General features: G+C 44.3%; 19 protein-coding genes. 14 read left to right on the forward strand and 5 right to left on the reverse strand.

Annotated features, from left to right (window positions below; genetic code table 11):
• Positions 1-23 precede the first annotated feature (23 nt).
• Entirely contained in the window at positions 24-1,475 is a 1,452-nt protein-coding gene (locus R7Z47_RS09270; RefSeq protein ID WP_053349522.1) for a DUF2867 domain-containing protein, read from the forward strand.
• A 30-nt stretch (positions 1,476-1,505) separates the two neighbouring features.
• Here R7Z47_RS09270 and R7Z47_RS09275 read toward each other — a convergent pair whose 3' ends face one another.
• The 3 genes from R7Z47_RS09275 to rsuA all read right to left on the reverse strand — a co-directional run bounded on the left by R7Z47_RS09275 (position 1,506) and on the right by rsuA (position 4,508).
• Positions 1,506-2,168: a DUF2913 family protein gene (locus tag R7Z47_RS09275; RefSeq protein ID WP_005378053.1), complete on the reverse strand. Its 663-nt coding sequence runs from the start codon at positions 2,166-2,168 to the stop codon at positions 1,506-1,508.
• Entirely contained in the window at positions 2,168-3,370 is a 1,203-nt protein-coding gene (locus R7Z47_RS09280) for a Bcr/CflA family multidrug efflux MFS transporter (protein ID WP_017820848.1), read from the reverse strand. Before R7Z47_RS09280 ends, R7Z47_RS09275 begins: the two co-directional genes overlap by 1 nt.
• A gap of 436 nt (positions 3,371-3,806) precedes the next feature.
• A complete protein-coding gene (gene rsuA, locus R7Z47_RS09285; RefSeq protein ID WP_017820850.1) occupies positions 3,807-4,508 on the reverse strand; it encodes a 16S rRNA pseudouridine(516) synthase RsuA in 702 nt (233 codons plus the stop codon).
• A 121-nt stretch (positions 4,509-4,629) separates the two neighbouring features.
• Between rsuA and R7Z47_RS09290 the strand changes: the two genes are divergently transcribed.
• From R7Z47_RS09290 to rplY, 5 genes are all read left to right on the forward strand, one after another.
• Complete coding sequence (locus R7Z47_RS09290) at positions 4,630-6,381, forward strand: DEAD/DEAH box helicase (RefSeq protein WP_262606591.1); 1,752 nt, start codon at positions 4,630-4,632, stop codon at positions 6,379-6,381.
• A gap of 155 nt (positions 6,382-6,536) precedes the next feature.
• On the forward strand, positions 6,537-6,902 hold the full coding sequence (locus R7Z47_RS09295; RefSeq protein WP_372036143.1) for a PepSY domain-containing protein: 366 nt from the start codon (positions 6,537-6,539) through the stop codon (positions 6,900-6,902).
• A 76-nt stretch (positions 6,903-6,978) separates the two neighbouring features.
• Positions 6,979-7,638, forward strand: a complete 660-nt coding sequence (locus R7Z47_RS09300; protein WP_005378073.1) for a response regulator transcription factor — start codon at positions 6,979-6,981, stop codon at positions 7,636-7,638.
• The gene (locus R7Z47_RS09305; RefSeq protein WP_005378071.1) at positions 7,628-8,977 is read left to right on the forward strand and encodes an ATP-binding protein; all 1,350 of its coding nucleotides are present in this window, start codon (positions 7,628-7,630) and stop codon (positions 8,975-8,977) included. The genes R7Z47_RS09300 and R7Z47_RS09305 overlap by 11 nt, the downstream gene beginning before the upstream one ends.
• Positions 8,978-9,260: 283 nt before the next feature.
• A complete protein-coding gene (rplY, locus tag R7Z47_RS09310; protein ID WP_005378066.1) occupies positions 9,261-9,539 on the forward strand; it encodes a 50S ribosomal protein L25 in 279 nt (92 codons plus the stop codon).
• Positions 9,540-9,686: 147 nt separating this feature from the next.
• On the opposite strand, the gene R7Z47_RS09315 is transcribed toward rplY, so the two are convergent.
• Positions 9,687-10,202 (reverse strand): GNAT family N-acetyltransferase, encoded by a 516-nt coding sequence (locus R7Z47_RS09315; protein WP_017634886.1) that lies wholly within the window; start codon positions 10,200-10,202, stop codon positions 9,687-9,689.
• Between the two features lie 752 nt (positions 10,203-10,954).
• Between R7Z47_RS09315 and ushA the strand changes: the two genes are divergently transcribed.
• On the forward strand, positions 10,955-12,643 hold the full coding sequence (gene ushA / locus R7Z47_RS09320) for a bifunctional UDP-sugar hydrolase/5'-nucleotidase UshA (protein ID WP_017634888.1): 1,689 nt from the start codon (positions 10,955-10,957) through the stop codon (positions 12,641-12,643).
• 415 nt (positions 12,644-13,058) lie between these two features.
• Positions 13,059-13,280: a hypothetical protein gene (locus R7Z47_RS09325; protein WP_005386686.1), complete on the forward strand. Its 222-nt coding sequence runs from the start codon at positions 13,059-13,061 to the stop codon at positions 13,278-13,280.
• Between the two features lie 135 nt (positions 13,281-13,415).
• On the opposite strand, the gene R7Z47_RS09330 is transcribed toward R7Z47_RS09325, so the two are convergent.
• Positions 13,416-13,664: a DUF1289 domain-containing protein gene (locus R7Z47_RS09330; protein ID WP_005378062.1), complete on the reverse strand. Its 249-nt coding sequence runs from the start codon at positions 13,662-13,664 to the stop codon at positions 13,416-13,418.
• Positions 13,665-13,848: 184 nt separating this feature from the next.
• Between R7Z47_RS09330 and R7Z47_RS09335 the strand changes: the two genes are divergently transcribed.
• The 6 genes from R7Z47_RS09335 to R7Z47_RS09360 all read left to right on the forward strand — a co-directional run bounded on the left by R7Z47_RS09335 (position 13,849) and on the right by R7Z47_RS09360 (position 19,430).
• The gene (locus R7Z47_RS09335; RefSeq protein ID WP_005378077.1) at positions 13,849-14,295 is read left to right on the forward strand and encodes an META domain-containing protein; all 447 of its coding nucleotides are present in this window, start codon (positions 13,849-13,851) and stop codon (positions 14,293-14,295) included.
• A 435-nt stretch (positions 14,296-14,730) separates the two neighbouring features.
• Complete coding sequence (locus tag R7Z47_RS09340; RefSeq protein ID WP_262606592.1) at positions 14,731-15,891, forward strand: ABC transporter substrate-binding protein; 1,161 nt, start codon at positions 14,731-14,733, stop codon at positions 15,889-15,891.
• Positions 15,892-15,900: 9 nt separating this feature from the next.
• On the forward strand, positions 15,901-17,610 hold the full coding sequence (locus R7Z47_RS09345) for an ABC transporter permease (RefSeq protein ID WP_262606593.1): 1,710 nt from the start codon (positions 15,901-15,903) through the stop codon (positions 17,608-17,610).
• A complete protein-coding gene (locus R7Z47_RS09350) occupies positions 17,576-18,223 on the forward strand; it encodes an ATP-binding cassette domain-containing protein (protein WP_042522013.1) in 648 nt (215 codons plus the stop codon). Before R7Z47_RS09345 ends, R7Z47_RS09350 begins: the two co-directional genes overlap by 35 nt.
• A complete protein-coding gene (locus R7Z47_RS09355) occupies positions 18,216-18,827 on the forward strand; it encodes a CDP-alcohol phosphatidyltransferase family protein (RefSeq protein WP_005386693.1) in 612 nt (203 codons plus the stop codon). Before R7Z47_RS09350 ends, R7Z47_RS09355 begins: the two co-directional genes overlap by 8 nt.
• Positions 18,828-18,950: 123 nt before the next feature.
• Positions 18,951-19,430 carry a glycine zipper 2TM domain-containing protein gene (locus R7Z47_RS09360; RefSeq protein ID WP_005386695.1) on the forward strand — a complete coding sequence of 160 codons (480 nt, stop codon included), beginning with the start codon at positions 18,951-18,953 and terminating at the stop codon, positions 19,428-19,430.
• Positions 19,431-19,501: the final 71 nt, after the last annotated feature.

The raw sequence follows: 19,501 nt of genomic DNA on the forward strand, positions 1-19,501 counted from the left end.
CACCAACGATAAAAGGACAGATAATGAAAAAGGTGTTGGTGCTAGGCGCCTCGGGTTACATTGGCTCTCAACTTCTTCCGTTACTCTTAGATAAAGGTTACGCCGTCACAGCAGCGGCGCGACATATTGATTATTTAGAGTCAAGAACTCAGCCTCACCCTAATTTAACGTTAAGGTATCTCGACTTGGCTGACGCAGAGACCACGAAGGCTGTAGTGAACGATTTTGATTTAGTCTTTTTTCTCGTGCACGGGATGGCTCAAGGTGATGACTTTGTTGAGTACGAACTAAACCTTGCTTTGAACTTCAAATATGCGTTGGAACAAAGCTCCGTCGAGCATGTTATCTATTTGAGCGCCATTCAACCTCAAACCGGAAACTCTCGCCATTTAGCCGCTCGTAAAGCCACGGGAAAAATAATTCGACAGTCTGGTATTCCAGTAACTGAATTGCGTGCTGGCGTTATCATCGGCCCCGGCTCTGCCGCTTTCGAAATCATGCGTGACTTTGTCTACAACTTACCTATTTTGATCGCGCCTAAATGGGTCGACTCAAAAGCGAACCCTATTGCCTTGCCCAATCTCAACCACTATTTGTTGAAGTTAGCAGAAGCCCCCTCTCCAGAAGAAAGTCAAATTTATGAAGTTGGTGGGCCAGATACACTTAGCTACCGCGAACAGTTCAAAGTCATTTGCCGAATCACGAACAAGCCGTATCGGCTGTGGTCGACCCCGCTACTTACTCCGAAAATGGCATCGTACTGGCTAGGTTTAGTTACCTCAGTGCCAACTAGTATCGGTAAAGCATTACTTGCGGGCTTAGAGCACGACTACATTGCAGACTCTAAAGCGATTGAAGAACGATTTCCTCAAACGCTGATCAGCTACGAGCAAGCGGTAACTGATACCATTCAAGATGAAGGCACATTTGTACGCAGTAATGTCTGGGGGTTTGAACCCGCAGCGCTTCGTCGATGGCAACCAGGATATGGCTATTACCCAAAACAAGCTGGAGCGAGCATTAAAACTCAAGCCTCCGCTGCGGCATTATGGAAAGTGGCGCAAAAGATCGGGAGTCGCGAAAAAGGCTATTACTTTGCCAACATCTTGTGGCGTACACGTGAATGGCTCGATATCTTTTTTGGCGGCGGAAAACCGATTCGCGTTTCTCCTCCTGGACCAGAGCTCAAAGTCGGTGATTTTATTGACTCTTGGAAAGTGATTCGCTGCGATAACAATCAGTTTCTTTCACTGTTTTTTGGTATGAAAGGCCCAGGCCTTGGGCGTTTAGAAATTACCATCAAAGATCTCGGTGACGAACGAGAATTGGATATTACCGCCTGGTGGCACCCGCAAGGGTTTCTTGGGCTGCTTTATTGGTTTGCAATGATGCCAGCCCATCTTTTCATATTTAAAGGCATGGTCAAAGCCATCGCGAAAGAAGCAAACCGTTTAGAAAACAAAAAGCCCCAATAACAGGGGCTTCTAAACACTCAAAATGTCACTTTAGTCAGCTTTGAACGAGAGTGGAATTTCGGCTAACTGGTTGCCTTCGTTTGCTGGAAAAATAAGGTACTCGCCATGGTATTTCACCATCGATTTGTAGTCTGTTACCTTATGTACCATAAAGCCCGCTTGCGCTGCTTTCTCAACAAACTCAGCATGATTGCCACGTACAAACCAACTCATTGGCTTTACGAGCAACTCGCCATCAAAACAGCTTTCGCATTGGTCTGCACATAACGCTAAAGAGTTTTGACCTTCAGTGAAGATTTGTACTTTGCCGCACCCAATCAGTTGCTCAGACGTTGAGACTTCCCAGCCTGCTTGCTCCATCAAATCAAGAAAAGACTCAATATCTGAATCTTTGAACACTTTGGAGTCTTCACCTTCAGGGAAGAATTGCGCATAAAAAGCAGAAATACGTTTAAAGATAAACAACAAACCAGCATCGTTCCCCTTTGAGCGACCTGCTTTTTGCCAACGCGTTAAGTCATCGCCTACCGTACGTCCGAAACGTTGTGATTTTAGCGCCTTTGTTACCCAACGCACTAAATAATGGTTATTCGCAACAGGGGCATTGGCTAACTTACCTGAGCGATGCTCTTGATCTAACTCTTCAAGTGCTGAGTTAACCAAGTTTTGAATTTCTTTGGTGTAATTCGACATTACGCCTTTCTTCCTAAAGTCCAATAAAACAGTGCTGAAAGCACAGAACAAGCAAACATCACGATGATCATCGGCCAAGCAACATTCCCGGGCAGTGATGCCACCAGCGCACCAACCAATGAACCGATACCGAATCTTAATGTCCCCGCTAGAGACGACGCCGTACCCGCCATTGATGGGTAACCACTTAAAAGCAGCGCCATCGCGTTACTACCTATCGTCGACAATGTACCGATAAACAGCACAACAAAAGGCACAATGCCCCATAATCCGAAGTCCATTAACCAACTTACGAATAAACCAATCCCCGCCAAAAGTTGCACGAACAACCCAAAACGAAGCATGGCATGGGAACCCACTTTCTTCACCAAGCGACCATTAATACTGGTCATGATGATCATCGCCACAATGTTCAAACCAAATAGGTAACCAAAGTGGTCTGGTCGAACACCATATAAATCAATATAAACAAACGAACCCGCCGTCAAAAATGCAAACATTCCGGAAAATGAAAACGCACCTGAGAGCATCAAACCGATCGCTTCAGGATTGGAGCATAATCTGGCGTAGTTTCTCAGCGTCGTGCGGAAACGAAGAGGCTGACGATTTTCAGGCTGTAACGTTTCAGGGATTTTCCAAAGTACGAGAAAAATCACAACTACAGCGAAAATAGCTAGTACCCAAAAAATGGAACGCCAACCAAACCAAATCGCGAGATGGCCACCGATCATCGGTGCCACCAACGGCGCAATAGTAATGACCAGAGTAACGAAGGACATTGCGCGTGCAAAGTCTTCACGGTCAAACATGTCACGCACGACGGCTTGGATAATGACCGCCGCTGCCGCGCCAGCAAAACCTTGTGCCGTACGTACATAGGTCAGCGCATCAATGCCATTTGTTGTCGCACTCACAACAGCAGCCAAGCCGAAGAAAAGTACGCCTAAAATCAACACAGGTCTGCGACCAAAGCTATCGGCAAGCGGCCCGTGAATTAACTGGCCGATCGCAAAACCCGCGGTATAAGCCGTCAACGTAATCTGAACCGCGCCAGGCGCGACCCCCAAATCTTTCGCTATTGTCGGCATCGCAGGCAAATACATATCGATCGCCAAAGGCGTCAAAGCACCAATCGCTCCTAGTACCAGAAACAATAGAAAACTGATTTGGGATTGCGGAGCACTTTGAGCTTTTTCTGTCATTCTTTTACCTCTTGTTGGAGCCCTACCGTCAATACTTGCAGAACAAAGTGAAAATAACGGAAGTTCTCATATCGCTGAATGTAGAAGCCAAAAACCTGTTCTATCCAACGTTCGAGAATCATAAGGGCAAATATGTACCAAGGTGTGACCTTGACGAACTCGACATAGAAAAGCATGTGAAAGCGAAATGTGTTTATGGGAAACAAACACAATGCAGTAAAAATGATGGCGTTGACACCATCATTCCATTCACCGTAGCCGAAGGCTTTGCAATAAGAGTATGCATGCATCAGCTAAATGCAAAGGCATATCACTGAGATGAGTAAGCACACCGGAATTGTCTAGGCACTAATTTTGGTAGGAAAATTTATTTTGAGCCAATTCCTACCAAAAGACTAGTTCCTATTAGGAACTAAAGAATTTCCCATGCCGACAATTAATTCCAAATAGAATCAATTTCTTCTTGCGTGAGGTAGCGATAATCACCTGGTTCTAGTGCCTCATCAAGTTCGATAGAACCAATACGCTCACGATGTAAGTACTCAACTTTATTTCCTAACGCCGCGAACATACGTTTCACTTGGTGATACTTACCTTCCACGATAGTTAACAATACTTCATTCTCAGCCTCGTTCACGATTTCCAAACGAGCAGGCAATGTTGCTTCTGATTCATTGCGCAAAATGATGCCTTGTTCGAGCTTTTCCTCGTAATCTGGCTGAATAGCATCGACGAGCCAAACACGGTACGTTTTCTCACACTTATGCTTAGGTGAGGTAATACGATGAGACCACTTACCATCATCCGTAATCAATACTAAACCAGTTGTGTCGACATCTAATCGGCCCGCAAAGTGAAGGTTTTCAATTTTAGGCTCATCAAGCAATGCGAATGCAGTTTGGTTGTAGCCATCTTCATGTGAACAAACAAAGTCAGCAGGCTTATACAACATAATGTAACGAGGACCAGGAGCACCAATAACACGGTCTTCCCACATCACTTCCGCACCTTTAGGTACTTTAAATGCACCACTTTTTTGAACCTCACCGTCAACGGTGATGTCTCCACTTTTGATGATCTTTGTTGCCTGTTTGCGTGTTGCACCCAGAGCGTCACACAAATATTTATCTAAACGCATGAATACCTCATTGAATTATACCCAAGTGATCTCTAAATCTTGGTTTAAAGGTCACTTGGGTATAAAAGTCAGGTATTATAGCGTTCCTCGTTCGAATAGTTGAGCAATTTCACATATTTTCATGTACACACTTCGTCCTTATCAAGCCGACTCGGTTAAAGCCGTTATTCATTACTTTCGTAAACACTCGACACCAGCAGTGATCGTGCTGCCAACCGGTGCAGGAAAAAGCTTGGTGATCGCAGAACTTGCTCGCCTTGCGAAAGGACGAGTGTTAGTCCTCGCCCACGTAAAAGAACTGGTCGAGCAAAACCACGCAAAGTATGAAGGTTATGGTTTAAAAGGTTCTATCTTCTCAGCAGGATTGGGACGAAAAGAAACTGACCAGCAAGTCGTGTTTGCTTCGGTTCAATCGGTCGTACGTAACTTAGATTCGTTCAAAAACCAGTTTTCTCTGCTCGTTATTGATGAGTGCCATCGTGTGCCAGATGACAAAAACAGCAGCTACCAAAAAGTTATTACTCACTTACGAGAACTGAACCCTGGCATTAAGGTGCTGGGACTAACTGCAACGCCCTATCGTTTAGGAATGGGCTGGATTTATCAGTATCACACCCGAGGTCAAGTGCGAACCGAAGAGCCTCGATTCTTCCGCGATTGTATTTTCGAACTGCCGATCCGTTACTTGCTCGACGAAAACTTCCTCACTCCAGCCCGCATGATGGATGCCCCCGTTTTGTCTTACGACTTCTCTCAGCTGAAGCCCGCTAACACCGGACGCTACAAAGAAGCAGAAATGGACATGGTGATCGATAAAGCCAAACGTGCGACTCCGCAAATTGTTGAGCAAATCATGCAATATGCGAAAGAGCGTCAAGGTGTCATGATCTTCGCTGCAACTGTTCGACACGCACAAGAGATACACAGTTTATTGCCAGAAGGCGAAACTGAAATCGTCATTGGTGATACACCTACGCCGGAGCGCGATGCGATCATCCAAGCGTTCAAGAATCGTCAAATAAAATACTTAGTCAATGTTTCGGTACTGACAACCGGGTTTGATGCGCCGCATGTCGATTTAATCGCGATTTTGCGACCAACAGAGTCAGTCAGTCTGTACCAACAGATAGTAGGACGAGGATTACGCTTATCAGACGGAAAATCAGAATGTTTAGTGCTTGATTACGCAGGCAACAGCTACGATTTATACCAACCTGAAGTCGGTGATCCCAAACCAGACTCTGACAGTGAAATTATCACGATTCCTTGCCCGGCTTGCGGATTCAATAACAACTTCTGGGGTAAGTTGGATAGTAACGGTTTCTTGGTTGAACACTTTGGCAGACGTTGCCAAGGTTACTTTGAAGATGAAGACACAGGCGAACGTGAACACTGTGGCTACCGTTTTCGTGCCAAATACTGTGGTGAATGTGGTGCGGACAACGATATTGCTGCACGAATTTGTCATGAGTGTGACGCGACGCTCGTTGACCCAGATAAAAAGCTAAAAGAAGCCCTTAATCTCAAAGATGCATTAATCTTTGAATGCACAGAAATGGACCTATCTGTATTTAAGTCCAGTGATGGTAAATCTCAGCTAAAAGTGACGTATTCTGGTGAACCATACCAAGGCGAAGGCAATGCGTTAGTTCATGAGTTTTGGTCATTGAGTACCAAAAAACAAAAACAAACGTTTAAAGATCAGTTCGTACGCCCCCACTTAGCAGACAAGCATCGCCCTTTTGAAGAGACTTCACCGACACGCGTTGTAGCTAATCAACATCGTTTCCGTTTGCCTCAGTTTGTTATTGCTAGAAAATCTGGTCGCTTTTGGAAGCTGCGAGATAAAATTTTTGAAGATGAGTTGAAATAACATCGACAACACATGGCAAAACTTAATTAGCTGATTCACTCTCTGTTCATCTATATCCGATATACTGCGGCTAACGCTCCAGAAAAGGTTTGACTATGTATAAAGCAACGACTTCTCTACATTCTGCGTTACTTTTCGGCCTTATCACGACATTCATGTGTGCACCAAGTTTTGCCAAGCATGACAACGAGTACACATCACAAAATGGCCACGCCATCGTGCAAGATGTCGAAAAGCCAGGAACACGCATCGAATTCGATGAAGATCAAGATGAGGTCTACCGCGCGGTTCAACAAGGATATATACGACCATTTTCGGAACTTTACGCCGCAGTAGAAAACGACTTATACGGCCGCATCATCAAGGTCGAGCTTGAAGAAGATGATGATGCTTGGGTGTATGAATTGAAAATTCTGTACAACAATAGCGTCCTGAAAGTTGAGTACGACGCCGCCACGCTGGAAATGCTTGAGATCAAAGGTCGCAGCTTTAACAAAGCGTTAAAGCCGCAAAACAACTAAACTTGTCTAATGCGTAATCCAGACACGATGCGTAACTTACTTCGATAAAAATCCAAACATAATAAGAATCATCAATATGAAAATACTTGTTGTTGAAGATGATCCTCGTTTAGGCGAGCAAATCATCGAAACATTAGAAAGTACCGGCTGGGTACCAGAATTGTCCCAAGATGGCATAGACGCTCTGTATCGCGCGACTTCGGAAGAATGGGACGCCATTGTTCTCGACCTCGGCTTGCCAAAACTGGATGGTCTTACCGTCCTAAAAGGCATCAGAGATGAAAACATTAATACTCCTGTCGTGATTCTAAGCGCTCGCGACACCCTAACGCAGCGAGTTGAAGGCTTAAACGCAGGTGCAGACGATTACCTAACTAAACCATTTGAAATGGTTGAGCTTATCGCTCGTATTCGTGCACAGCTGCGAAGAGCCTCTGGTAATGCCTCTCCTGTGATGCAAATTGGCGACTTGAGCTTGGATACACGCACTTCTAAAGTCATGTGGCAAGGGCAAGCGGTAAGCTTGACGGCGCTAGAGTATAAAGTGGTCGCTTACTTTATGCATAACCCGGAAAAAGTGATTTCTCGAACCGAACTCGTCGAGCACATTTACAAACAAGACTTTGATCGTGACTCCAACACAATCGAAGTTTTTATCGGCCGAATTCGCAAAAAAATCGCACCAAAGATCATCAAAACTGTCCGAGGGTTGGGATACCAATTAAATGCCGAATAGAAACAGGCTACCGTTGAACGCAATAAAACGACTGAGTATCAAAAGTCGCCTCGTTTTAGCGGCGATCGTTTGGTTAACGGCAATGATCCTCGCCGCTGGTGTGACGATACCGACGCAGGTCTACAACTATATGGTTGATGACACTCGCTCACAGCTCAGCATTTTTATGGATGAAGTCGCCGCACAGTTAGAAGTCGATAACACCGGGCATCTTTCACTCGCAGCTCAGCTATCAGACCCTCGATTTAACCGACCTTACAGTGGTTTGTATTGGAGTGCCTCTACAGAGGCAAGCCTCGAACGTTCTCGTTCGTTGTGGGACAAAAAAATCGAATACAAAGGTTTGGATAAAGATGCGTATGGAGCAAGAGGCGAAAAACTAATTACGCTAGAAAAAGCGCTTTATCTTCCTGATTACGATGGTCCTATTCACATTATTATTGGTATTGACGAAGAGCCCATTAAAAATACCCTTCAAACGTTAATCGGCCAACTTTGGCTTATTTTGGGTTTATTATTCGCGGGCGTACTTACCGTCATTTTACTGCAAATTGCTTGGTCATTGAGTCCGCTTACAAAGCTACAAAAAGAATTAGCCGAGCTGAAGTCTGGTAATAAAAAGAGTCTAGAAGAAACCTACCCAAAAGAGATTTCTCCTCTAATCTTCGACCTCAACGCTCTGCTGTTCCATTACCAAGAATTACTAGAGAGAGCTCGCAATCATGCAGGTAACCTATCTCATGCACTTAAAACGCCACTTTCTGTTCTAAAAAATGAAGTTCAGACGTTAGAACCTGAGGCACAATCCCGTCTCCGAGCTCCAATCAATCAAATACAAGACCATATCGATTACCATTTGGGTCGTGCCCGTATGGCCGGATCGATGAACATATTATCAGTGAAGTCGAACCCAGCAGATCGTGTGGATGCTATCTCAATGGCGTTTGATAAAGTGTATGCGAGCCGAAGCATTACCTTAATTAATGAACTTGATTCAGAGCTGAATGTAGCAGTAGAGCAGACCGATCTCGATGAAATGCTAGGTAACTTGCTAGAAAATGGCTATAAGTGGGCCAACAGCATGATTCGTGTGCACTCCTCTCAGGATAAGGAAAATATACACATCATTATTGAAGATGATGGGCCAGGCATCCCTAAAGAGAAACTGAGTCAAGTAATCAAGAGAGGAGTTAGATTGGATGAAACAACCCCTGGCTCAGGTCTTGGTCTAAACATAGTCAGTGAAATGGCACACAGTTACCGAGGTCAATTAACATTGGATACAAGCGCTTTGGGTGGATTAAAAGCATCTTTAGTCTTACATCTCAGCCGAACATAAAGCATATAACAGTAAACTTTGTTCTTCGGACCTTGATCAGTAAACCGATGAAAATGAAGTCGATGTGAACAAAATCCAAGCAAAGCGTTAAAAGGGATAGCCTTCCACCCCGCTAAATCATACCTTTTTGTTGATTTGGATACGATTTGGGTTGCCCATTTATAAGTGGAATGATAGTATCCGCGCTCGCTTGAACAGTTCCTGTTTCAAGCTTTACCACGAACAACAAGGTCGCATTGTTGATTGTGAACATTTGATTTTTACTAATTTGAGAGTAAATACTATGAAATTCGAAGCAGTAGTACGTACTGAACTAGGTAAAGGTGCGAGCCGCCGCCTACGTCACGCTGGCAAATTCCCTGCAGTTGTATACGGCGGTGAAGAAGCAGCAGTAGCTATCGTTCTTAACCACGACGACATCGTAAACCAAATGGACAAGCCTGAATTCTACGAAGGCATCGTTCTAGTTATCGATGGCAAAGAAGTTAAAGTTAAGCCACAAGACGTTCAACGTCACGCGTTCAAGCCAAAAGTTGAACACATGGACTTCATCCGTATCTAATTCCCTACCAAGGAATTAATCGGATTAAATCCAAACCTTTTGCATAAAAGATAATCGGACTTACCAACCGAGACATCTACAAAATTTCAAAACCCCGGAGTCTTACCACCTCCGGGGTTTTACTATATTTGGCATATAGCATTTGATTTATGAACGGGCAATATACTTCACTAAAGTGAGATCGGTCAGCGTCATACTCTCAATCACTTCCGACTCTTCCTCTCCAGTACGCACAAAACCACACTTCTTGTAAAAGTTAAGCCCCTGTTGATTAGTATCCAGTGCTTTCAAACTGATCTGCATAACTGACGTAGAGAGCAAACGTGTCTCTAACTCATCTAACAGTGCACTTCCTGCTCCTTGCCCATAATGTAGCGGCGTAACGTAGCAACATGTCACTAATGCCGTTTTATCTTCGCTGGTGTGGTTAGGTAACTCGTAACTTAAAAAGCCAACAATTTCTCCTTGCCTCTCAACTACGATCAATTGGGCCAGTTGCTCCGTCATCACTCGCGCCCACATCCTTTCTCGACGCTCAATCGTAAACTGCTCTATGTAGCTCTTTGGCATTAATCCTTTATACGCCACCTGCCAAGAATCAACGTGTATCTTGGCGATTTGGGCTGCTTCCTTTTTGAGTGCGTCCCTTACTGTGTATCTCATAAGCATCCTTTATTAGCGTTCACCACTTACAAATTCTTTTAACCCTACCCTTTAAACCAAAGCTCAAAGATAACAGCTACAGTCGCAACGCTTTACATTAATCCATTTCATTTTCATTAATTAAATGATAGTTCACATCATAATATTCGAAGAAGAATGATCCATTATTTACTTTTCATTTTGACTCATTAGGTTGAATCTATTTGTTTAAACATTCGAGTGTCAAATGCGGAATAAGCACGATAAGGTATCGGATGAGGATAAATAAACGATGCTTAAAGCATAAGGTTTCTAAACGATCGCAATTATAGTAAAGAGATAAATACAATTTTTGATAGAGTTTGGCAGAATAAAGCCATGATCAAATGAGTTTAAGCTCTGTGCTGTTCATTATGCATACAAACCGCCACCCCTCATCATCAGAGCGAAAATTTATAACGATTTGTGTCATACCTATTAGGAAAAACATAAACTTGGCAAAATAATCACCAAAATCAGCGTAATACTTCGCAAAAATGCGCATTGATTCACACAAACAACACACATTCAATTAACTACCTCACAAAAAATAGAGCTAGCTATATAAAATAAATACTAAATACCAATTCTGTTTATTTATAGACGTAGTTTGCAGGCTTATTAATTCATTTCTCCGATAGAAGTATAAATAAGAGATAGATCACTAAAGTTTCACATTAATTCCGTATATTTCACGCCGTAACAATAACAAAATCACAAAGAAAGGATCCCTTATGAAGTTTTCCAAATCTCTTTTGGTAGTGGCAGTGGGCGCTGCGCTAGCAGGATGCGGCTCAGACAGCGACAATTCTCCAGTAACCTGCGAGACTGCAGATTCTTGTACCAAGTTCACCGTTCTCCACACTAACGATAACCATGGTCGCTTTTGGCATAACAGCGACGGCGAATACGGCATGGCTGCGCGTCACACTTTAATCGAATCTATCCGCGCAGAAGTCGAAGCAAAAGGCGGTGAAACCATTCTGCTATCTGGCGGTGATATTAATACCGGTGTACCAGAATCAGACATGCAAGATGCGGTTCCAGACTTCGTAGGGATGAACCTACTTGGTTACGATGCAATGGCTGTCGGTAACCACGAATTTGATAACTCACTAGATATTCTCGATATGCAAGCCGAGCTAGCTGACTTCCCTATGCTGGCTGCGAATATCTATAAAAAAGATACAAACGAGCGTTACTTCGACCCTTACAAAGTATTTACTATCAACGGCCTTAAGATCGCTGTTATTGGTCTAACAACGCAAGACACTGCGAAGCTAGTCAATCCAGACAACGTATCAAACATCCACTTCGAAGACCCTCAAGTAGAAATCAAAAAGGTACTGAAGGAAATCGAAGAGAACGAAAAGGTAGACCTAGTATTTGCAACAACGCACATGGGTCACTACGAAGATGGCAAAAACGGTAGTGAAGCACCAGGTGACGTTAAACTCGCTCGCTCTCTTGAAGAAGGACAGCTAAACGCTATCATCGGTGGTCACTCACAAAACCCTGTATGTATGGAACCAGGTACCAATGAGTATGCTGATTTCAAACCTGGGGATGATTGTGCCCCAGACCAACAAAAAGGCACTTGGATTATGCAAGCGCATGAGTGGGGTAAATATGTGGGTCGTGCTGACTTCGAATACTACGACGGCAAGCTTCACTTAGCGAACTACGCACTGATTCCTGTAAACCTTCTAGACGAAAATGATGAAGTTATCGGTGAACGAATTCAACAAGATGCAACGGTAAAAGCATTACTACTGCCATACCAACAACAAGGTCAAGAGTTATTAGATGAGAAGATTTCTAATACGACGGGTAAGTTAGAAGGTGATCGTAACGTAGTTCGCTCTCAACAAACTAACCTAGGTCACCTACTCGGCGAGGCATACCGTACTTACAAAACGGTAAATGCTGACTTTGGTGTGATGAACTCTGGCGGCGTGCGTGATTCAATCCAAGATGGTGATATCACTTACCGTGACGTACTAACGGTTCAGCCATTTGGTAACTTCGTGACTAAAGCAACTATGACAGGTAAAGAAGTTAAAGAATACCTAGACGTGGTTGCGACGAAATCTGCAGGCTCTGGTGCTTACGCTCAACTAGATAACATCACTTTAGATGTAAATTGTGATGCTGGCTCAGTAACCATTACCGATATTAACAATAAAGGCTTCGATCTAGACGCAACGTACACATTCTCTGTAATCAGCTTCAGTGCTGCTGGTGGCGATAACTATCCAATCATCGATGTTCAATCTACACAGCTAACCGATGCATACGTTTTGCGCGAGTTCTTCGTAAACAACCCACAAATCTCTGCGGATAACTACAACAAGAACTTAGAGAACATCAAGTACTTCAGTAATGGCCAACCAGTAAAAGGCTGTCCTGCATCTGGTAGCTAATACTAAACACCTTCCCCCTGGCACTAAGAGCTTTTACAAGCAATTTCGTCAGGGCTTTCCTCAAAACCGAAGCTTTGTGCTTCGGTTTTTTATTTTCGATAAATTACTGAAAACTCTCCACCTTCACAATATGTTCAAAAATTGTTCATTTGTGTTATTGACGCCCCTGTGTTGGGCTTCTATGTTTGATAAGGTCTTTTAAATATGCAGGTTCATCGGCTAAATTTCGCGAAACATTTTTAATCGCATAGTCAATGATTCTGAGAAAGATGTGAATGGCGTTACAAACACTGCTCTCAAACAATTTGTCTTTGGACTTCAAACGATGGTGATGTGCCTCCACGCGCACACTAATGAGCAGCGATCTGGACGTCAATGTGTTCAAACTGCTGCCATCGAGTTCTGGAGGTCAAAAATGAAACGAGCCAGCAATAGCTACAGACTCCAAATGATCAAAGAAGTAGTTACCCGTAGAGAGCGTGAAGCTTGTACGGATCCTATGGCGAGATACATTCATCAACTGATGGATGAACGCCCAACAAGTAAATTAGATGTTGAATTCAATCATCGATTTTCAGGAAATCACTTCGACGAACAAGCGGGAGGCTGGGTTAGCGACCGTTGGTCGATGAAATAACGCCAATTACCGCTTTATAGGGAAAATGGATAGGAGATTCCCGGTTCTTAAAGGACACCTTGCCGGACCGGGAATATGTAAAAGCCTAATCAGAACCGAAAGCGAAGGCGTAACCCCACAGACTGAACAAGAACTCTAGAATAAGTCTTGTTGAGGCGATGACTCATCTTGAAGCTGTTCTGGCTTCGTCTTCCCTGCCAACATCTTTCTTCTGTACCTTTGACGACACAACTTAATAACGTGCAACTGCTGAGCGGGGGTTAAGTTAAGCCAATTAAACCTTTCCTCTCTCTTTCTCATACACCCCTTGCAATACCCTTTTTCATCGGAGGTACATACTCCAACACAAGGGCTTGGGACAGTAAAAAACTCCAGTTGCTCCATACTAAAACCGCTCTTTCCATATTAGGGCGTATTGGCCTAGTTTAAATAATGAGAAGATTAGTCAGCAACAAAACTTGCTATATACTTCGTTATGTCAAAAACATACGAAACCATAACCTTATGCTGACAAAAACAGTGTTTTATTACTTATACTTACCGCGTTTATAAAAACGGAGTCTATAAAATGAAGCTTAGCCTAAAAACGTTAGTTACAGCAATCTCTCTCCCTGTTCTTATGACTGCTTGTGCTAGCAACGGTGATGATGTGAAAGAAATAACGGCTCAAGATTTGCAGCACCACAACTGGGAACTTGTTCAAGTTGATGGCAAAAATATCGTTCTAGACGAACACCAAAAAGCGGCTCGCCTAGAAATCGGTGAAAATCTAACCGCAAACGGCAACGCAGGTTGTAACAACTTCTTCGGTCAAGCCGAGCTGAAAAACAACCAACTACGCATCGAAAAAATGGGCATGACCATGAAGATGTGTATGGAAGATCAAATGAAGATCGAAAACGCAATGACACAAACACTATCTAACTGGAGCGATATCACGCTAACTAAAGATGGTCTTGTTCTGAAAAGTGCCGATCACGAATTGACGTTTACACTACGTGACTGGGTAAACTAATCCCAACTAAGTAAACCAGATAGTATCTTAAAGCAGCCAAACGGCTGCTTTTTTTACATCGATGAATCGTTAGTCATGCATGCTAAAGTCATTTAAATGGCCAACTTTCTTTCTCTTTTCGCCCTCAATTCCATGCTTTAGACATCAATTTTGCTCTGTAAAACAACCTATTCATATCTCTGGGGACAATAATTTTCAATTACTTGAAAGAATATCCTCAAACAAACGGTCCGCTCCTAAAATGACACCAAATTTGTCCTTTCTTCGTTTTGCTTCACATTGAGAGTAATTCTTTGAATCAATGAGTGATTCCGTTTGGGATTGGCATTGATAATAGAGAGAGATGAATTACTATCCTTGTAACAGAGCGGAACGACTTGCGAAAACGTCAATAGAAACGAAAGCAAGAACCAAAAGACATAACACGGAATAGATATGAAAAAGCTACTCAGCAGCATTGGCATTTTAGCCACGACTTTTGCGATACCTTCTTTTGCCGATTCATCAGTGAATAGTGAATGGCAAAAAATCGAACAGCAAGCCGACGGGCAATCCGTCTACTTTCATGCTTGGGGCGGGAGCCAAGAAATTAATCGCTACATACAGTGGGCGAGTAGAGAGCTAAAATCACGTTATAACGTGACGCTAAACCACGTTAAAGTAACTGATATTTCTGAGACCACTACTCGACTTATCGCAGAAAAAGCGGCAGGCAAAAACAGCGGTGGTAGTGTTGATATGGTTTGGATCAATGGCGAAAACTTCAAATCAATGAAGGATAACCAATTGCTATTTGGTCCTTTTGTCGAAGGTTTGCCAAGCTGGCAATATGTGGATAAATCTCTACCAATTGATGTGGACTTCTCCGAGCCAACAGAAGGTCTAGAAGCACCTTGGGGAGTAGGACAATTAGTGTTTATCCATGACGAGCAAACCCTCCATAACCCTCCAAAATCATTCGCAGAAATGCTGAGCTATGCAAAAGCGTTCCCGAATCGCCTGACTTACCCTCGACCACCAGAGTTTCATGGCACAAGCTTTATCAAAGCGTTACTCATTGAACTGTCTAACAACGCCCCTGAGCTGCAACAACCAGCTACCGATGACACGTTTGAGCAAGTCACTCAACCGCTGTGGTCTTATCTAGATGAGTTCCATAAAGTCGCTTGGCGCGGTGGTAAGCAGTTTCCAGGCGGTACAGCAGAAACCCTTCAGCTACTAGATGATGGTCAGACTGACCTGGCGATTACCTTTAACCCGAACGCGGTTTTCTCTGCGCAGTCGAGCGGTAATCTTGCAGAGAGCACCAAAGCGTACGCAATGGACGCAGGAGCACTCTCAAATATCCACTTTTTAGCGATTCCTTGGAACACAAATGCCAGTGCTGGTGCACAAGTTGCGATAAACTTTTTATTGAGCCCTGAAGCACAGTCTCGCAAAGGTAACCTAAACATCTGGGGCGACCCTTCGGTACTAAGCAACCAATACCTAACTGGTTCGGCCAAAAACACTCAACAATTCAAATCTATCGCTGAGCCACATCCAAGTTGGCAAGCGGCGTTAGAAAAAGAATGGTTGAAACGCTACGGGAATTAGTAAGAATCCATGTTAAGAGCGCTGTATTTAGTCATTATCGCAGTTTGTATTTTGCCTACCATTCCGGGACTATTTGGAGTGGTGGTCTCTGCGCTCGGTTATGTACCTCCTATCGGTCTACACCACTTTTCTTTTGATGGCTTCAATGCCGTCTTTGATTGGGAAGGTGTTTGGACATCCATCGGGCTTACTTTCTACTCCGCCATTTTCAGTAGCTACTTGGCTTGCTTCATCACGTTTGCCATTCTACAGGCGTCTTGGGGCAGCAAGTTTTGGCGAAAAATTGAAGTTAGCCTTTCCCCACTTCTCGCTATGCCGCACGTCGCGTTTGCCATTGGCTTTGCGTTCTTATTTGCCCCTACGGGTATGGGCGTTCGTGTTCTCAACCAACTGTTTGGTTACGACCCGAATGCACAAACGGTGAATGACTTAGCATTGCTGATTAAAGACCCACATGCACTCGGTTTGGTCATCATGCTTGCGATTAAAGAAGTGCCGTTTTTATTGTTGATGAGTATTCCGATCCTTCAGCAATTGAAAGTCGATAAGGTTGAAAAAGTCAGTCACTCGATGGGCTACAGTTCCGCGCAAACGTGGTGGAAATGCGTATTTCCGCAATGGTTAGCAAAACTTCGTTTCCCAATGCTGGCGGTATTGGCTTACAGTTTGTCCGTTGTCGATGTCGCCCTGATTATTGGCCCTACCAACCCACCGACGTTCGCGGTTTTGGTATGGCAATGGTTTAACGATCCAGATTTATCGCTCCTACCAAGAGCTGCCGCTGGCGCAGTAATACTGTTTGCGATCGCTAGCGTTTTGATTGGATTTGCACGCTTAATGGAATGGTGTATTACCAAAGGCTTCAAACGCTGGCAGTACTCTGGTCGAAACGGGTTTCGTTTACCCGGTAAAACCCTATTTTCACTGATTGCTCTACTTGCACTTCTAATGATTCCACTCATGGTGCTGTGGAGCTTTGCCCAACGTTGGCGCTTTCCAGATTTGCTCCCAAGCCGTTACAGCCTGCGTTTTTGGGAATACGAATGGCACGGTATTCTAGGGACTCTAGAACAAAGTATGTCAATCGCCCTAATCAGCGCGACTGTCGCGCTAGTTCTTGCTTTGATAGCACATGAGTATCGTCTCCGTTATCGCTGGGAGGTGCCCGGTTACATCATCGCCATCCCAATGCTGATTCCTCAGTTATCGGTGCTATTCGGTATGCAAGTAGTGACGCTGTACTTAAACAGTAATGCGTATTTCTTTTGGGTATGTTGGGCGCATGTATTCTTTGCGTTCCCATTTATTTACCTCTCGCTAGACGGTCCGTGGCGCAGCTTCGACAACGGCTTAACTCGCGTCGCACTCAGCTTGGGTAAATCACCGATGCAAGCTTGGTTAAAAGTGAAACTACCAATCCTCCTGCCTGCGATTGCATTCGCATGGGCTATCGGTATTAGCGTAAGTCTGGCGCAATACCTACCGACATTGGTGCTAGGGGCTGGGCGCATTAGCACCATCACAACCGAAGCCGTTGCACTATCCAGTGGTTTTGACCGACGTGTCACCGCTATTTACGCTATTTGGCAAGCTCTGCTGCCATTCTTGTTCTTCTCTTTTGCGATACTGCTTAGCCACTTGCACAGGAAGTATCGCCGCTTGTCTATAAAAGGTTTACTACTGAATGAGTCTTTGTCTCGAAAACCTCGCCATCCGTAAAACCAATGGCGACGCGCTTTTCTCGGCGTTCAATATGACCGTAGAAAAAGGTGAAATCGTTACCCTGATGGGGCCTAGCGGTTGTGGTAAATCCACTTTGTTGGATGCCATTGCCGGGCACCTATCCGCCGAGTTCAACTACTCTGGATCCATTACGCTTGATAACGAAAAGTTGGATGCCCTCCCTGCCCATAAGCGTCAGGTCGGTATTCTATTCCAAGAAGATTTGCTCTTCCCTCATTTAACGGTGTGGGAGAACCTTGCCTTCGCGCTACCAAACTCAATCAAAGGTGAAGAGCGTAAAGCTCACGCCATGCAAGCACTGAAGAACATTTCATTGACCAAACTAGCAGAGTCCTTTCCTGACCAAATTTCGGGAGGGCAACGCGCCCGTATCTCATTGACTCGTATGCTGCTAGCAAAGCCGAAAGTTGCGCTACTTGATGAGCCCTATAGCAAGTTGGATAAAGACCTGCGTGTACAATTTCGCAATTGGGTGGTCGAACAATTGCAGCAAGCGAACATCCCTACTTTGATGGTAACGCACGATGAAGATGATATTCCTGATGGCAGCCGCTGCCTAAACTGGCCGTGGGAGACAAATCATGCTTGATAGCCTGAGTATAAAGCTCATCCGCAAACCGCTGGCACTCAGTGCGACATATATCGATAAATGTGGCATCACCGCAAATCAGACGACAGTATTTGGTTTTGTGCTTGGCTGTTTTGCCCTGCCTGCTTTGATCGCCGAACAGTACTTGTTGGCGTTGCTGTTTATTTTGCTGAACAGAATCTGTGATGGGTTAGACGGTGCACTGGCAAGGATTCAAGGCATTACCGATGCGGGTGGCTTTCTTGATATCAGCTTAGATTTTTTGTTCTATTCGTTGATTCCTTTTGGCTTTGTGCTTGCCAACCCAGAACACAATGCCGTTGCAGGCGCATTTTTGATTTTTTCCTTCATCGGCACTGGTAGTAGCTTTTTGGCTTTTGCCATCATGGCAGGAAAACAAGGCATCGATAATCCGGTATATAAAAACAAATCGCTTTACTACATGAGCGGCTTAACCGAAGGTACAGAAACCATTGGCTGCTTGGTTTTATTTTGTTTGCTACCGCAACACTTTGCCGTCATCGCGTATATCTTTGGCGCGGCATGCTGGTTTACTACTTTTACACGTATTTATTCAGGGTTTCATACGCTTAACGATCATTAATACTGCTTAGACAATCGCGTTTCCTTAAGGGACAGGCCGCTAAGCCACTGTTTTATAAAGCACCAAAACGCAGGTTAAATTGGGGTATATACTCTTTGAATGAAGAAACCATTCGGAGGCTATATGAAAAAACAGATCAATTTAGGCATGTTGCTCACCATTACTTGTGCGCTCGTGCTTGGCGGCTGTAGCTCACCTAACCCGTACGGAGATGCATACGGCTCATCCGACACTCGCAAAGTTCAGCAGGTTTACTACGGCACAGTAGAAAAAGTAGAACCCGTAACCATCGATGCCTCTACCCAATCCAATGCCATTGGCACCATCGCTGGTGCTGCCGTGGGCGGGATCTTAGGCTCAAAAGTTGGGGGCGGTTCTGGCTCGGATATCGCTGCCATTGGTGGTGGTCTATTGGGTGGCTATGCAGGCAGCAAAGCGGCTGAAGCAACCGCGAAAAGAAATGGCGTGAATCTGACCATTCGTTTAGAGGACGGAAAGATTATCTCTATTGTTCAAGAAGCAAATCCAAACATGATTTTCCAACCAGGCCAAGCGGTCCAAATCAATGTTTCTGGTAATGACGCTAGAGTCGTTCCTCGTTAATTCGGACGAACCAAACCTTTGGCCTGCTTTAATTCAAACACCTAACCCGCGCAAGCTTACATCACTGGCTT

Origin of the sequence: Vibrio sp. 1641 (assembly GCF_033339995.1) — a bacterium.
In the GTDB taxonomy this organism is placed as follows: domain Bacteria; phylum Pseudomonadota; class Gammaproteobacteria; order Enterobacterales; family Vibrionaceae; genus Vibrio; species Vibrio alginolyticus.

Excerpts from the sequence above, each read along its gene's own strand:
- R7Z47_RS09335 (WP_005378077.1), top strand. The coding sequence starts at position 13,849 with ATGAAGCTTAGCCTAAAAACGTTAGTTACAGCAATCTCTCTCCCTGTT.
- R7Z47_RS09345 (WP_262606593.1), top strand. The coding sequence starts at position 15,901 with ATGTTAAGAGCGCTGTATTTAGTCATTATCGCAGTTTGTATTTTGCCT.
- R7Z47_RS09280 (WP_017820848.1), bottom strand. The coding sequence starts at position 3,370 with ATGACAGAAAAAGCTCAAAGTGCTCCGCAATCCCAAATCAGTTTTCTA.
- R7Z47_RS09295 (WP_372036143.1), top strand. The coding sequence starts at position 6,537 with ATGTGTGCACCAAGTTTTGCCAAGCATGACAACGAGTACACATCACAA.
- R7Z47_RS09300 (WP_005378073.1), top strand. The coding sequence starts at position 6,979 with ATGAAAATACTTGTTGTTGAAGATGATCCTCGTTTAGGCGAGCAAATC.
- R7Z47_RS09270 (WP_053349522.1), top strand. The coding sequence starts at position 24 with ATGAAAAAGGTGTTGGTGCTAGGCGCCTCGGGTTACATTGGCTCTCAA.
- ushA (WP_017634888.1), top strand. The coding sequence starts at position 10,955 with ATGAAGTTTTCCAAATCTCTTTTGGTAGTGGCAGTGGGCGCTGCGCTA.
- R7Z47_RS09330 (WP_005378062.1), bottom strand. The coding sequence starts at position 13,664 with ATGGAGCAACTGGAGTTTTTTACTGTCCCAAGCCCTTGTGTTGGAGTA.
- R7Z47_RS09290 (WP_262606591.1), top strand. The coding sequence starts at position 4,630 with ATGTACACACTTCGTCCTTATCAAGCCGACTCGGTTAAAGCCGTTATT.
- R7Z47_RS09275 (WP_005378053.1), bottom strand. The coding sequence starts at position 2,168 with ATGTCGAATTACACCAAAGAAATTCAAAACTTGGTTAACTCAGCACTT.
- rplY (WP_005378066.1), top strand. The coding sequence starts at position 9,261 with ATGAAATTCGAAGCAGTAGTACGTACTGAACTAGGTAAAGGTGCGAGC.
- R7Z47_RS09315 (WP_017634886.1), bottom strand. The coding sequence starts at position 10,202 with ATGAGATACACAGTAAGGGACGCACTCAAAAAGGAAGCAGCCCAAATC.
- R7Z47_RS09325 (WP_005386686.1), top strand. The coding sequence starts at position 13,059 with ATGAAACGAGCCAGCAATAGCTACAGACTCCAAATGATCAAAGAAGTA.
- R7Z47_RS09340 (WP_262606592.1), top strand. The coding sequence starts at position 14,731 with ATGAAAAAGCTACTCAGCAGCATTGGCATTTTAGCCACGACTTTTGCG.
- R7Z47_RS09360 (WP_005386695.1), top strand. The coding sequence starts at position 18,951 with ATGAAAAAACAGATCAATTTAGGCATGTTGCTCACCATTACTTGTGCG.
- R7Z47_RS09350 (WP_042522013.1), top strand. The coding sequence starts at position 17,576 with ATGAGTCTTTGTCTCGAAAACCTCGCCATCCGTAAAACCAATGGCGAC.
- R7Z47_RS09355 (WP_005386693.1), top strand. The coding sequence starts at position 18,216 with ATGCTTGATAGCCTGAGTATAAAGCTCATCCGCAAACCGCTGGCACTC.
- R7Z47_RS09305 (WP_005378071.1), top strand. The coding sequence starts at position 7,628 with ATGCCGAATAGAAACAGGCTACCGTTGAACGCAATAAAACGACTGAGT.
- rsuA (WP_017820850.1), bottom strand. The coding sequence starts at position 4,508 with ATGCGTTTAGATAAATATTTGTGTGACGCTCTGGGTGCAACACGCAAA.